The following is a 12,849-nucleotide window of genomic DNA, read 5'->3' as shown; positions in this document are numbered from 1 at the left end:
TCAGCCCGCACCTCCTTCGTGCTCCGCACTGCCCGCCAGGCCGGTCTGGCCCGCGCGGGCTGCCTGGCCGCCGTCCGCGCTGAAGACCGGCAGTTCCAGCTCTTCGTCGTACCGCTCGAACCGGAGCCGGACCGGCATCCCGATGCGGACCTCGTCGTAGGGCACCCCCACCACGTTGCTCACGATCCGGACGCCCTCGGCCAGTTCGATCAGACCGACCGCGTACGGAGGGTCGAAGGCCGGGAAGGGCGGATGGTGCATGACGACGTACGAATAGACGGTCCCCTCGCCGCTCGCCTCGACCGAGTCCCACTCCAGGGAGCCGCAGGCATTGCAGCCCGGGAGCCAGGGGAAGCGCAGGGTGCCGCAGCCCTCGCACCGCTGGATCAGCAGCCGGTGGCGCCCCACGCCCTCCCAGAACGCGGCGTTGTCCCGATTGATCACCGGCCGGGGCCGGCGGCCCTCGGGCTTGTGCTGCGCGGGCGCGTACTTGAGGATCCGGAATCGATGCGTCCCGGCGAGCTCCCCGTCCGCGCGGACGTCCATCCGCGTCGTGACGAAGTGGCCCGTGCCGAGCTTGGTGGTCTTGAGCGCCGAGACCGACTCGATGACCGCGTCGAAGGTGATCTCGTCCCCCGGCCGCAGCGGCCGCAGATACTCCTGCTCGCAGTCCGTGGCGACCACCGACGTGCACCCCGCCTCGTCGAGCAGGGCGAGCAGCTCGTCGTACGCGTCCGTGCGCCCCTCGTGCCCGGACAGGCCGCCCATCGTCCACGCCTGGAGCATGGTCGGCGGAGCTATGGCGTCCGGTCCCCTGTACGCCGGGTTGCCGTCGTCCATCGCCTCGCACCAGTGCCGGATCATCGGCTCGTTGACCGGGTCCTTGCCCACGCCTGCCACCGCGGCTGCCCGCCCCTCGTATCCCTTCAGGCGTGCCAGGAAGTCATCACCGGAACTCATCGCTCACCTCCGCCCCCTTCGCATGCCGAGCCGCATCGTCGCCACGATCTCCCGCTGCACCTCGCTCACTCCGCCCCCGAACGTGTTGATCTGTGCCGCCCTGTTCATCCGCTCCAGCTCGCCGCCCCCGAACGTCCCCGGTGATCCCGAACGGACCAGGGCGTCCGCTCCCACGATGTGCTGACACATTCGGTACACCGCGACCGCCGATTCGGTTCCCATGACTTTCACGCCACTGGCGTCTCCGGGCGCCGGTCCGCCCGCCCCGACAGCCCCCACCAAATGCCAGTTGAGCAGGCGCGATGCCGCCAACCGGGCCTGCACCTCGGCCAGTCCGGACCGCACCCACGGCTCGTCAATCCGGCGCCGGCCAGTCACCGGATCGGGTGTCCGCACCGCCTCCAGCGCGGCCGCGTAGAAGTCCTCGGCCTGCATGCCGATCGCCGCGAGCGCGACCCGCTCGTGATTGAGCTGGTTGGTGATGAGGCCCCAGCCGCCGTTCTCCTCGCCGACGAGATGGGAGAAGGGGACGCGGATCCCGTCGTAGTAGGTGGCCGTCGTCAACTGCCCGCCTACCGTCTCGATCGGGGTCCACGAGAAACCGGGCGCGTCCGTGGGCACGAGGATGATCGAGATGCCCTGATGCTTGGGGGCGTCGGGGTCGGTGCGGCAGGCGAGCCAGATCCAGTCGGCGTTCTGGGCGTTCGAGGTGAAGATCTTCTGCCCGTCGATCAGCCAGTCCCCGAAGCTTCCGCCCGCGAGCCCGCCGTCACCTCCGCCGCCCCTGGCGTCCCCGGTGTCCCCACCGCCCCCGGCATCCCCAGCGTCCCTGACATCACCGGTATCACCGGCGCCCCCCGCGTCCCCGGAACCCCCGGCAACCCGCACGGCCCGTGTCCGCAATGCCGCCAGGTCCGTCCCCGCCGACGGCTCGCTGTACCCGATCGCGAAGACGAGCTCACCGCGCAGAATCCGCGGCAGGAAGCAGGCCTTCTGCTCCTCGCTCCCGTACTTCATCAACGTCGGACCCACGGTGTTCAGCGTCACCATCGACACCGGCGCACCCGCCCGGTACGCCTCGTCGAAGAAGATGAACTGCTCGTCGGCGCCGCGGCCTTGACCGCCGTACTCCTGCGGCCAGCCGAGTCCGAGCAGCCCGTCGGCGCCGATGCGGCGCAGCAGGGCGCGCTGCCGGGCCGGGTCGTCGGCGGGCGGCGGCCCCTCGGGCATCAGGTCCCGGAAGTACGTACGGAGCTCGGCGCGCAGGCGCTGCTGGCGCTCGGTGGGGGCGAGGTGCACGGTGGCGATCCTCCAGGGCCTCGGCCTCGGGCCTCGTACGAGCAAGGTTTTCTGACTGTCCGTCAGATGCCCTGCCCTGTCAAGGTCATCGACCGCCTCACGGCTCCCCGGAACGCGTCTGCGCGACGACACCGAAGTGCCGCCGCGCAGACGCTTACCACCCTCGGAACGCACCCCCATGAGGGAGTTCAGGGCCGATGGGAGCGCATCGGCCCCCGGCTCACCAGAGGTTGGTGAAGTTGACGGCGATGGTCTCGTTCGACTGGTCGATGGCCGTGAACGCGGAGCCGTTCACCTGAGCCGTATTGCTCTGGTTCGAGGCGCCGGAACCCACCGCCTGCTGCTGCGTGGTGGACGAGTTGCCGTTGTTGTTGTGTCCGACCCCGCTGCCGCTGACGGTGGCGACAGCCGCGTTCGATCCGTCGTCCGCGAAGGCGCCGTTGTCTGCCGTCGCCACCCCCGAGAAGAGGGCGGCAGCCAGGGGCAGGGCCGCAACGGCGGCGAGAACGCGGGCGGTACGGATGCTTGCCATGTGAATTCCTCCAGAACCGGATGTACACCGGCCGTGACCGGGAAGTACGGGCTGTTTCAAGGCAGTTGGCCGACCGCCTCGATTGCTGTGCACGACGTCGCGAATCAAGAGTTGCCCACCGAATCCCCGGCGAACCACCCCGGAAGCCGCGATTCGCCCTCAAGCGTGAGGACATGTCGATAAACCCGTTTCATGACCTTTAAGGCCCGCGAAGGCGCATGAACACCCAGTTCAGGACGGGTACACCCTCCTCCACCCCAAGCGCGACAGGCGCTGAAGCGTTTCGCCGCAATCTCGGCCAATCTCGCCCAACCCGCCCCGCGATGGCCGACACGCGCATGTGCCCGCCCAGCGCCTCTTCCCTTTTTCGAACACTCGTACGAACATGGAGTCATGGCCACCATCGACCGGCAGGCCACGACCATGGCCCTGGCACACGCCCTGTCCGCCGCCGAACGCGGGCTGGCGGTCATTCCGCTGTCCCGCACCAAGCTCCCGGCCCTCCGCTCCCCCCACCGCGACGATCCGGACCTCACGGCACCCACCTGCCACGGCGAGTGCGGCCGCTTCGGACATGGGGTCTACGACGCCTCGACCGACCCCCGACGCATCCGCGCCCTGTTCGCCGCCGCCCCCTGGGCCAGCGGCTACGGCATCGCCTGCGGGCTGCATCCCCACCACCTCATCGGCATCGACCTCGACACCAAATCCGGTACGGACTCCTCGGCGGCCCTGCGCGAACTGGCCCTGCGGCACCTCTTCACGATCCCGGACACCGTGGTCGTACTGACCCCCAGCGGCGGCCGTCATCTCTGGCTCAGCGGCCCGCCCGACGCGGTCGTCCCCAACTCGGCGGGCCGACTCGCCCCCGGCATCGACATCAGGGGCGCCGGCGGCTATCTCGTCGGCCCCGGCTCACGTACCGAACACGGCGTGTACGGCACGGCCCCGGGCACCGCGCACCTGGCTCCCGCGCCCTGCCCACCCGCCCTGCTGCGCCTGCTCACGCCCCCGCCACGCACCCACCAGCCCACTCACCGCGAGACCGGCCAACACGGCCAGGGACTCGTCCAGTTCGTCCTCACCGCCCATGAGGGGCAGCGCAACACCCGCCTGTTCTGGGCCGCTTGCCGCGCCTACGAGAACGGCATCGGCCCGGACCTGACCGAAGCCCTCGTCGAAGCGGCGCTCCACACGGGACTCACCGACCGCGAGGCCCGGTCGACGATCTCCTCGGCGGCCCGCATGTCACACCGCCCTTAGAACGCCGCTCATGGCGCTGCCCGCCGCACGGTCTCGGTGGGCAGCGCAGGGGAGCGGCGGCGGGCCCCACGAAGCGGGCCCCACAAGGAGCAGTGACCCGCACAGAGGAGAGGGAACGAGGGAAGAGAGGGAACGAGGGAAGAGAGCGGGAACTCGTGAGGACATGAAGCGCGGGAACACTTGCTGGGGGGAGGCAATGTCCCCGCGCCTCGCGGCGCCCTCGGCCGCCGACAACCGACGGTGCCGCTCCCTGTCCGCCACCACGAACCCCGCTCTCGCCGGAGAGGAGCTTTCGGCTTCCTCCCGCGAAGACCGAGGGCAATGGACAGAGACCTGTTACGTCTGATCACGTCCCGCCGACACCCCGTGAGGGCAGTGCGCAAGGCCAACAGCGCGCGGTCAGAACCACGGTGACAACGACCGGCTCCGCCAGGCCTCCCGCCTTCCAGTGGCGCCCACGACCGGCTACCGGCTACCGGCTACCGGCTACCAAGAGGATCAACGCGTTGGCGTCCCACTGGCCGGCCGGGAGGTCAACCTCCACCGGGTCCTTCCCTGGATCCGAAGCCCCTGAGAGACCCGCCTCCAGTCTCCTCCCCCTGCCCGGACAAAGCACCGACCGTGTCACCGCCGTCGGCGAGCGCCTCGGTGCCACGGCGCCGGGTCCGTCGGGTCCGTCGGGTCCGTCGGGTCTGCCGGGTCCGCGGCGAAAGCACGAAGCCAGTAGGAGATCCCGTATCCGACCATGCCAGCAGAGGTCTCGCACGGACTCTGCTCAGATCCCTGGCCGGATCGCTGCTCGACTGTCCTGCGGCAGGGCAGGCAGAGCGCATGCCGTCGAGATGTGCTCGATGGCTGAGCCTCGATCAGAGGCTGTCATTCAACCGATGATGAAGGCCGGTAGACGCTGTTGCTCCACTTCGTCGCGAGGAAGGGAGAGACCGAATCGCGCCTCTATGAGCGCCAATGTGTGGCGGTCCCGGTCTGGATAGGGTTCGTCTTCCGATCGTGCGTACTCGCCGTCCGGATACAACACATCAGCCGCGATCAGCTCCGGCAGCAACAGGTTCGGCTGGGTCCCCCATCGCCAGACTTCTTCGCCGATTCCGAAACCACAGACGATCTCCCCGTCCCTCGCGTATGCGAACGTCGCCGGCGGATGGTCCGGGGCAGGATCCAGATGGATCGCCTCCGTACCGTTTCCGGAGATCTCGGCCAGCCTGCGACTCCCGTCGCCCAAACCGTACTCAACGGCGAATGACCAACCGCCGCACGCACCGACCCGCACGATGTCATCGTCATCCGTCGCCAGGTCCTGGACCATGTGCCATGCCTCTGTGTCCGTGATCGGTGACACGACAGATCCCGGCACGCCCCCCATCAGCAGCCCCAGTTCCTCCGGCGCGATGCCGCGCGCGAACACCACGCCGTGCCGCCAGTCGTCCTGATCTGCAAGCCACTGAATGCCGCCACCCATGACGCCCCCTCACAGGCACAGGCGGTTCCCCCATCCGTGCCACCGAAGTGATCACCCTAGCCAGGCGAACTGACAAGCCCATGCATCGAGCAGCGCGAGCGGCTCCAAGAGCGGGACCAGGGTCCACATCCGCAAAGCAGTGATCAAGCGCAACCACTTCCACAGCTGAGCTACGGAACCAACGGCGGTGGCGGAGGCGGAAGCGGAGGCACCTCCGCCGGGACCGCCGGCCTCACGTCGTCCTCGTGCCTGCCTTGGCCCCGCCGCCTGCCTTGGCCCCGCCTTCCAGACCACATGATGTACGCGGGGGCGGCCACCGTCGGGCCTATGGCCACCGGCAAAGCAGAGCCCCATGGCCTGCCCAACCCAACGTGGTCACGCGCGAGTCAGGAGTGGGATACCGCCGGATCAGCGTGAGACAGGCCGCACACAGAAAGGGTGCCCCTCCGGAGAGTGGCACCCCTTCTGACCTGCAACACCTTTGACCTGCGCGGTGGGTGTGGGATTTGAACCCACGGTGACATCGCTGCCACGACGGTTTTCAAGACCGTTCCCTTAGGCCGCTCGGGCAACCCACCCCGCGCGGCCCACGATCGTCGGCCGCGCGGGGACAAGACTAACCGGTCGAGCGGCGCGTCCGCGGCTCACCCAGACCCCCGACTCAGGCAAGCCCACGGGTCACACCGTCGGCCGCCTCAGGCAGGCCCCGGGGCGCGGCGTCACCTGCCTCAGGTGAGCCCCCGGCACGCGGCGTCGGCTCAGCTGTCGCCCTCGCGTTCGCCCAGGGTCAGGTCGGCCGTGTGGGTCTTGCCGCCGCGGGTGTACGTGAGCTTGACGGTGTCACCGGGCTTGTGGGTCCAGATCTCGCCGATGAGGGTCGGGCCGCTGTCGATCACCATGTCGTCGAGCTTGGTGATGACGTCACCGGGCTTGAGGCCGGCCTTGGCCGCCGGGCCGCCGGACTCCACCGCAGCGGCGTTGTTCGCCCCCTGCTCGGTGATCTTCGCGCCGCCGGTGCCTTCCTCCAGGGAGACCGAGGCGCCGATCTTCGCGTACACCGGCTTGCCGGTCTTGATCAGCTGCTGGGCAACGTACTTCGCCTGGTTGACCGGGATCGCGAAGCCCAGACCGATCGAACCGGACTGGCTGGTGCCGCCCAGACCGCCGCCGCTCGACTGAATCGCCGAGTTGATGCCGATGACCGCGCCGCCGGCATCCAGGAGAGGGCCACCGGAGTTGCCCGGGTTGATCGACGCGTCGGTCTGCAGGGCACTCATGTACGAGGCCTTGCTGCTGGCGCTGCCGTCGCTGGAGGCCACCGGGCGGTTCTTGGCGCTGATGATGCCCGTGGTCACGGTGTTGGACAGGCCGAAGGGCGCGCCGATCGCGATGGTCGAGTCGCCGACGGCCACCTTGTCGGAGTTGCCGAGCGCCAGGGGCTGCAGGTCCGAGGGCGCGTTCTTGAGCTTGATGACGGCGACGTCGTAACCCTGTGCGTGGCCGACCACTTCGGCGTTGTACTTCTTGCCGCTGGCGAAGGTCGCGGTGAGCTTGCCGCCGTCGACCGCGTCCGCCACGACGTGGTTGTTGGTGAGGATGTGACCCTGCTTGTCGAACACGAAGCCCGTGCCGGTGCCGCCCTCGCCGCTGCTGCTCTCGGCCTCGATGGTGACCGTGCTCGGCAGGGCCTTGGCGGCCACGCCCGCGACCGTGCCCGCGTCGCGCTTGAGGTCGCCGCCGCTCTCGGAGGCGGACACCGTCGTGGAGCCCGTGGAGTTGTCGTTGTCCTTGGCCAGCGAGTAGCCGATACCGCCGCCGACGCCCCCCGCGACCAGCGCGGCGACGAGGATCGAGGCGACCAGACCACCGCGGCCGGACTTCGGCTTCGGCGCGGGCTGCTCGTAGGAGGAGCCCCAACCGGACCCCGAACCACCGCCGTCCGCGTACGACGGGACGGCGGGCGGAGGCGGCGGCCAGCCGCCCTCGGGAACGGACGACGAGCCGGGCGCACCCTGCGCGTGCTCACCGAAGCCCTGTCCCTGGCCCTGTCCCGGAGCGCCGTGCCCGTGCTCACCAAAGCCCTGCCCCTGTCCGGGGGCACCTGTTCCGGGTGCGGCGCCGGCGGCCGCGTACGGCGTGCCATGGGGTGCGGACACCAGGTCGTGCTCCGACGCGCCGGGCGCGCCCTGGGGCACCGCCGGGATCGGAGTCGTCGGCGCGCCACCCTCGGGCGCGGTGTTCCTCGCGGAAGCAACGGGAGTGTCCACCGGCACGGGAGGCGCGGACGGGGCCGGGGGTACCGCGGTGCCCTCGTTCTCGGTGCTCACAGCTCTTCTCCTCGATCCACGGCTGTTGTTCTCGGTCGCACTCGGTCACGCTCACTCACGCTTGTGGACGGGCCGGCGCGATTCAGCTGTGCATGTGCTTTTGTATGCCGTCAGCTTTTCCCACCGGCCGTCAGAGCACCATAAGCGGTCGCTGTGGGTCCGAGGCCATCCTTTATATCGGACCTTTCTGGCGAAACGGACGCATTCCTGACGTCTTCGCCTCCACGCGTACCCCGCGACGGTGGCACCATGACGCGGTGACCCTCGCACGACAGCATCCGATCCAAGTCGTTGCCCACCGCGGCGCCTCGGAAGAGGCTCCCGAGCACACCCTGGCCGCGTACCGGAAGGCCATCGAGGACGGCGCCGACGCCCTTGAGTGCGACGTACGGCTGACCGCGGACGGCCATCTCGTCTGCGTCCACGACCGCCGCGTCAACCGCACCTCCAACGGCCGTGGCGCGGTCTCCGCGCTGGAGCTCGCCGACCTCGCCGCCCTCGACTTCGGCTCCTGGAAGGGCCGCGACGAGGCCCCCGACTGGGAGCACGGCCCCGGCGACCCGGAGGACACCTCCGTACTCACCCTGGAGCGGCTGCTCGAACTCGTCGCCGACGCCGGCCGCCGCGTGGAACTGGCCATCGAGACCAAGCACCCCACCCGCTGGGCGGGCCAGGTCGAGGAGCGGCTGCTGCTCCTGCTGAAGCGCTTCGGACTGGACGCCCCGGAAACGGCCGCCGAGTCGCCCGTACGCGTCATGAGTTTCTCGGCGCGCTCGCTGCACCGCGTCCGCGCCGCGTGCCCGACTTTGCCGACGGTCTATCTGCTGCAGTTCGTCTCACCCCGGTTGCGCGACGGGAGGCTTCCCGCCGGTGTCCGGATCGCAGGCCCTTCGATGCGGATCGTGCGCGGTCACCCCGGGTACATCGAGCGCCTCAAGCGGACCGGCCACCAGGTGCACGTGTGGACCGTGAACGAGCCCGAGGACGTCGATCTCTGCGTTGACCTGGGCGTCGACGCCATCATCACCAACCGACCGCGCGCGGTACTGCACCAGTTGGGCCGCTGACCGGACCGAGATCACCCCTCATTCCAGCCACCGAAAACCTGCCGAAAACCGGCCACGCGACTACAGGGAGTGCACCGGCGCGTTCGGTCCGTATTCGATCGTTACGAGTGCGTCAGAGGACGTGGGTTGGCCGGTTTCCGGTCCAGTCCAAAGGGGCATTCACACCGTGGCGTGGGGCAAAGGAGGTCTCGGGGGTGGCGTTGGTGGTGGCACAGGAGGTGCCCGCGTCGTCGAGCATGGCCGTACCCCATGGCCCTGCGGGCGTGGGGGCAGCGAGACACCGGATGCGGGACCAGCTGCGTACCGGTGGCGTGGCGGAAGCGGTCATCGACGACGCCGTACTGATCCTTTCCGAACTATTGAGCAACGCCTGTCGGCACGGCAGGCCACTCGGCGACGCCCTGGCCGGCGACGGCGACGTGCGCGCCGCATGGCGCGTCGACACGGCGGGCCGTCTCACGGTCGAGGTGACGGACGGCGGTGGTCCGACCCGCCCGGTTCCGGCCACGCCTTCGGTCACCGCGCGCGGTGGCCGCGGGCTGAACATCATCACGGCACTCGCCAAGGACTGGGGTGTCCGGGACGACACCCGCGGTGAGGTCACGGTGTGGGTCGTCGTCCAGGACGACGTCGGGACCGCGCACCGCCGTGACGATTTCGCTACGCGCGTCGCGTCCCCGGCCGTGTCCACCGCGATACCCGAGCTGGACTTCGTGGACGCCTTCGAGGACGTGGACTGAGCCCACCGACCGAGACCCGTTCGAACGGGACCCGATACGGCCCGCTCGGACCGGCCCGCCGCACACCGGGCCACCCGATACGGCCCGCTCGGAACAGCCCGCCGCGACCCGGCCCGCTCCGCAGCGAGCACCGCCCGCGGGCGACCCCGGACGCGAGCACCGCCCGCGGGACCAACGGGACGACGCCGGTGCGTTGTCCACAGGGTCCCGTCGGCCCTCGTACTAACGGCTAGGCTCGCGCCCGTACAGGACGAGCCGTAACCGGGAGACACCCACGATGGCCAAGAAGCGTTCCCAGACGAAGGCCAACCAGCCTCAGCTGAAAGACGGGGAGATCCCGGTCGTCGGCGCTCGTGAGCCCTGCCCCTGCGGCAGCGGCCGGCGCTACAAGGCCTGTCACGGCCGAGCGGCCGCCCACGCGGTGACCGAGCTGGTGCAGCGGCCGTTCGAGAGCCTGCCGGGCGAGGGCGACTGGATCGCCCTGCGCGAGCTGGTGCCCGCGGCGACCGTCGAGCTGAAGCTCAAGCAGAGCCTCCCCGAGGGCGTCCCCTCGGTGACGCTCGCCACCGTGCTGCCGATGGCGTGGCCCGCGCTGCGCCGCGACGACGGCTCGGTCCTCCTCGGCCTGCAGAACGACACGGCGTCCGGCGACATCAGCCGCGACCTCGCCGACACCCTTCAGCGCGCGCTCACGGCAGAGCCCGGCACCCCGGTCGAGGGCCGCCGCGCCCCCGCCGACGGTCCGCGGCTGCAGGATCTGCTCGACCCCCAAGGCGCGTTCGAGCCAGTTGTGCACGCGGGCTTCGAATTCTGGGTTCCCGACGCGGAGAACGCGACACCGGAAGTGACCGCGTCCCTGGAGCGGGCCAACGCGGCCGCCATTCCGACGGTCAAGCTCGCCGGCGTCGACGCGGCCTACTGGTGCGAGACCCCGGACAAGAACCACCTGCGCTGGGTCATGCCGTACCCCGAGGAGCAACTTCTGGACGCCCTCGCGCGGCTGCACGCGGCAGGCCGCTCCAGCCTCGGCGAGGGCACGCGGCTGGTCGGTTCCTTCCGGGCACACGGCCTGACGGTGCCGGTCTGGGACCTGCCGACCGGCGTCACGGCCGACGACATCGAGAAGCCGGCGGCCGAGTTCGCCGAGCGCCTCACGGCGGCCCTCGCGGCGGACACCCCGCTCAGCGCGGACGAGCGACGCGCGCGTGGCGGTCTCACCAACCGACAGGTCACGCTCAGCTGACACACAGGTCCGGACTGACCGACCGGTCAGCTGGTCGAGGTCCGGCGAATCGGGTGACTCCTGTCACAACTCCCAGTTGTGACAGGCAAATCCGTGTCCGAATAGCCGAGATCGAATTTGCGAATAGCCGATCTCTTGTTACCGTTCCATTAGCCCGGTTGCTGGTGCATCCCCCGTCGCCAGCAACCGGGTCTTTTCATGTGCGCAACCCGGGCCCTCGGCGCCAACGCGCCTACGAGCGGCGAGAGTTGCTGCCCGACCGCAGCAGAAGCGGTCCGCGCCCGGCACCCTCCGCGAACTCCGCGACCGCCGTGTACGCCGCCACCTCGCCCGCCGTGCGCCGCCGCGGCGTCTCGCACATCCCCGGCTCGTCCCCGGCGCCCACCGCGCAGTACATCTGCACGGTGCGGCCATCGGGCTCCATGAGACTCAGCGCGGAACTCAGCTCGTCGCCCGTCGCGTTGCGGTAGTAGGTGCGCGCCCAGGTGTCCTCCCCCTGGGTCAGCACACACGTCTGCGCCTCGATCCCGTCGGGGGAGGAGAGTTCGGGCCCGCAGCGGGCGGCGGTGGCGAGTCCGAGGCCGAGCAGCAGGGGCGAGCGCCCGGGTTCGGGGACCGTCCCCTTGCCGTCGTCGCGCCCGTCCCGGTGCTCGTTGCCGTGCCCGCCGCCGAGTTCGTCGTGCCGGTCGTCGTGTTCGGATGCACGTACGACCGCAGGACCGCCGTCGCCGACGGGCCCTGCGGATGCCACGGCCAGCGGAAGGGCCACCGTGACCGCCGCTACGCCCGCGAGTGCGAGCAGGCGAAGGTTCATGAGGGGAAGATAACGAGCGGGGCGGGCGCCCGGTTCACCGCGCGCCCGACACCCCTACAACTCGGGCGCGCTCACACCCGTACGAGTGAGCGCTTCGACCACCGCGTCCACGACGGCCTCCACATCCGGCACCCAGGGCACGGCCGAACCGGGCAGGGGAGCCCGCTCCCAGCGGACCCGGCCCTGGCCGGTCTCGGACGGCGGCAGCGCGATGTAGCCGCCTTCGCCGTGGAAGCGGAGGGAGCCGGGGACGTAGTCCTTGGCGTACAGCAGCTCGCCGAGCTGCTCCAGGGAGTACGGCGCGACGAGGATCGCCCACCGCGCGGGGGAGGCGACGACCGGGCCGAGACGCATCCCCATGTGGTCGAGGGCGTCGAGGGCGCGGGCGGCGGCGAGAGCCGGCAGGCTCACCGCGCAGGGAGCCGTGCCTCCGGTGGCCAGCACGATCGGTGCCGACGGCCGGTTGGTCCACCACCAGCGCACCATGCGCTCGTCGGTGGAGGCCGCGAGGAGGCCGGGGTCGAAGGGGTGGGCACCTGGCACCGTGCACTCCGGATCGGGGCATGCGCAGCCGGCCCGCCCTCGCGGATCCGGTGCCACACCCGGGAGTACGGGCCACTGCCATTCGGTCGCGAAGGTCAGGGCCGCGCTGAGCATCTCAGGGCTCCTGCTGTTTCGCCTGGACAGGAGCCTGCGTCGCCTTCCGAGGATCTCGCGCATGAGCGCTCGTTCCTTTCCGTTGCACGCCTGGCAACACTGTGGATCACATCACACCATGTGTCGATCTCTTCACTGTGCGTACCTGCTGGCGCATCACACCCCTGCACGAGGCAAGGGGAACCCCTATGGGCCGAGAGCTGGCTGCGTCCGCGTCCATACTGCGTCTATCAGAAGCAGGGGCATGGCGTGGGGTGGCGGCGCCTGGCGTTTGCTGTCCCGAGTACTACTCGCCGCCTCCGCCACGGGAGGATGGGGCACGGTCGTCGATGGTTAAGACGCCCGGGTCCGCTGCCAGGTTCCGGGCGGATCTCAACCGCCCCTGGCCTTCACCGAGTACGTACCCATCACGACCGCTGTGACGCTCCGTCGAACTAGGCCAGTCGACCTCAATAACCCGTTACCCGAGG

At 70.1% G+C, this 12,849-nt stretch carries 11 protein-coding genes and 1 tRNA gene; 4 read left to right on the top strand and 8 right to left on the bottom strand.

The genetic code is table 11. The features are described 5' to 3' along the window. The 3 genes from ACFWM2_RS33880 to ACFWM2_RS33870 all read right to left on the bottom strand — a co-directional run bounded on the left by ACFWM2_RS33880 (window position 1) and on the right by ACFWM2_RS33870 (window position 2,791). On the bottom strand, window positions 1-960 hold the full coding sequence (locus ACFWM2_RS33880) for a bifunctional MaoC family dehydratase N-terminal/OB-fold nucleic acid binding domain-containing protein (RefSeq protein WP_383287925.1): 960 nt from the start codon (window positions 958-960) through the stop codon (window positions 1-3). Window positions 961-963: 3 nt separating this feature from the next. After that, a complete protein-coding gene (locus tag ACFWM2_RS33875) occupies window positions 964-2,259 on the bottom strand; it encodes an acyl-CoA dehydrogenase family protein (protein ID WP_383287923.1) in 1,296 nt (431 codons plus the stop codon). Window positions 2,260-2,479: 220 nt separating this feature from the next. After that, on the bottom strand, window positions 2,480-2,791 hold the full coding sequence (locus ACFWM2_RS33870; RefSeq protein WP_383287921.1) for a hypothetical protein: 312 nt from the start codon (window positions 2,789-2,791) through the stop codon (window positions 2,480-2,482). A gap of 393 nt (window positions 2,792-3,184) precedes the next feature. On the opposite strand from ACFWM2_RS33870, the gene ACFWM2_RS33865 reads away from it, so the two are divergent. Continuing rightward, complete coding sequence (locus tag ACFWM2_RS33865) at window positions 3,185-4,054, top strand: bifunctional DNA primase/polymerase (RefSeq protein WP_383287919.1); 870 nt, start codon at window positions 3,185-3,187, stop codon at window positions 4,052-4,054. A gap of 880 nt (window positions 4,055-4,934) precedes the next feature. On the opposite strand, the gene ACFWM2_RS33860 is transcribed toward ACFWM2_RS33865, so the two are convergent. From ACFWM2_RS33860 to ACFWM2_RS33850, 3 genes are all read right to left on the bottom strand, one after another. Further along, the gene (locus ACFWM2_RS33860) at window positions 4,935-5,531 is read right to left on the bottom strand and encodes a DUF6461 domain-containing protein (RefSeq protein ID WP_383287917.1); all 597 of its coding nucleotides are present in this window, start codon (window positions 5,529-5,531) and stop codon (window positions 4,935-4,937) included. A gap of 491 nt (window positions 5,532-6,022) precedes the next feature. Beyond that, window positions 6,023-6,109 (bottom strand) — tRNA-Ser (locus ACFWM2_RS33855). A gap of 180 nt (window positions 6,110-6,289) precedes the next feature. Then, entirely contained in the window at window positions 6,290-7,858 is a 1,569-nt protein-coding gene (locus ACFWM2_RS33850) for a S1C family serine protease (protein WP_383287915.1), read from the bottom strand. 257 nt (window positions 7,859-8,115) lie between these two features. Between ACFWM2_RS33850 and ACFWM2_RS33845 the strand changes: the two genes are divergently transcribed. The 3 genes from ACFWM2_RS33845 to ACFWM2_RS33835 all read left to right on the top strand — a co-directional run bounded on the left by ACFWM2_RS33845 (window position 8,116) and on the right by ACFWM2_RS33835 (window position 10,908). Beyond that, window positions 8,116-8,925, top strand: a complete 810-nt coding sequence (locus ACFWM2_RS33845; RefSeq protein WP_383287913.1) for a glycerophosphodiester phosphodiesterase — start codon at window positions 8,116-8,118, stop codon at window positions 8,923-8,925. Between the two features lie 107 nt (window positions 8,926-9,032). Then, the gene (locus tag ACFWM2_RS33840; RefSeq protein WP_383287911.1) at window positions 9,033-9,665 is read left to right on the top strand and encodes an ATP-binding protein; all 633 of its coding nucleotides are present in this window, start codon (window positions 9,033-9,035) and stop codon (window positions 9,663-9,665) included. Window positions 9,666-9,942: 277 nt separating this feature from the next. Continuing rightward, window positions 9,943-10,908 (top strand): DUF5926 family protein, encoded by a 966-nt coding sequence (locus ACFWM2_RS33835; RefSeq protein WP_383287909.1) that lies wholly within the window; start codon window positions 9,943-9,945, stop codon window positions 10,906-10,908. Between the two features lie 232 nt (window positions 10,909-11,140). Here ACFWM2_RS33835 and ACFWM2_RS33830 read toward each other — a convergent pair whose 3' ends face one another. Together ACFWM2_RS33830 and ACFWM2_RS33825 are read right to left on the bottom strand one after the other, a co-directional pair. Then, window positions 11,141-11,722 (bottom strand): hypothetical protein, encoded by a 582-nt coding sequence (locus ACFWM2_RS33830; protein WP_383287907.1) that lies wholly within the window; start codon window positions 11,720-11,722, stop codon window positions 11,141-11,143. A gap of 54 nt (window positions 11,723-11,776) precedes the next feature. Continuing rightward, window positions 11,777-12,442, bottom strand: coding sequence for a bifunctional DNA primase/polymerase (locus ACFWM2_RS33825; RefSeq protein WP_383287905.1), 666 nt, complete (start codon window positions 12,440-12,442; stop codon window positions 11,777-11,779). Between the last annotated feature and the right edge of the window lie 407 nt (window positions 12,443-12,849).

It is taken from the genome of Streptomyces sp. NPDC058371 (assembly GCF_042723265.1).
Taxonomy (GTDB): Bacteria; Actinomycetota; Actinomycetes; order Streptomycetales; family Streptomycetaceae; genus Streptomyces.
This window is presented reverse-complemented; position numbering and strand designations above follow the sequence as displayed.

What these genes read in the sequence shown, in the direction of transcription:
- ACFWM2_RS33860 (WP_383287917.1), bottom strand. Translation starts at nt 5,531, where the DNA reads ATGGGTGGCGGCATTCAGTGGCTTGCAGATCAGGACGACTGGCGGCAC.
- ACFWM2_RS33835 (WP_383287909.1), top strand. Translation starts at nt 9,943, where the DNA reads ATGGCCAAGAAGCGTTCCCAGACGAAGGCCAACCAGCCTCAGCTGAAA.
- ACFWM2_RS33865 (WP_383287919.1), top strand. Translation starts at nt 3,185, where the DNA reads ATGGCCACCATCGACCGGCAGGCCACGACCATGGCCCTGGCACACGCC.
- ACFWM2_RS33830 (WP_383287907.1), bottom strand. Translation starts at nt 11,722, where the DNA reads ATGAACCTTCGCCTGCTCGCACTCGCGGGCGTAGCGGCGGTCACGGTG.
- ACFWM2_RS33880 (WP_383287925.1), bottom strand. Translation starts at nt 960, where the DNA reads ATGAGTTCCGGTGATGACTTCCTGGCACGCCTGAAGGGATACGAGGGG.
- ACFWM2_RS33825 (WP_383287905.1), bottom strand. Translation starts at nt 12,442, where the DNA reads ATGCGCGAGATCCTCGGAAGGCGACGCAGGCTCCTGTCCAGGCGAAAC.
- ACFWM2_RS33870 (WP_383287921.1), bottom strand. Translation starts at nt 2,791, where the DNA reads ATGGCAAGCATCCGTACCGCCCGCGTTCTCGCCGCCGTTGCGGCCCTG.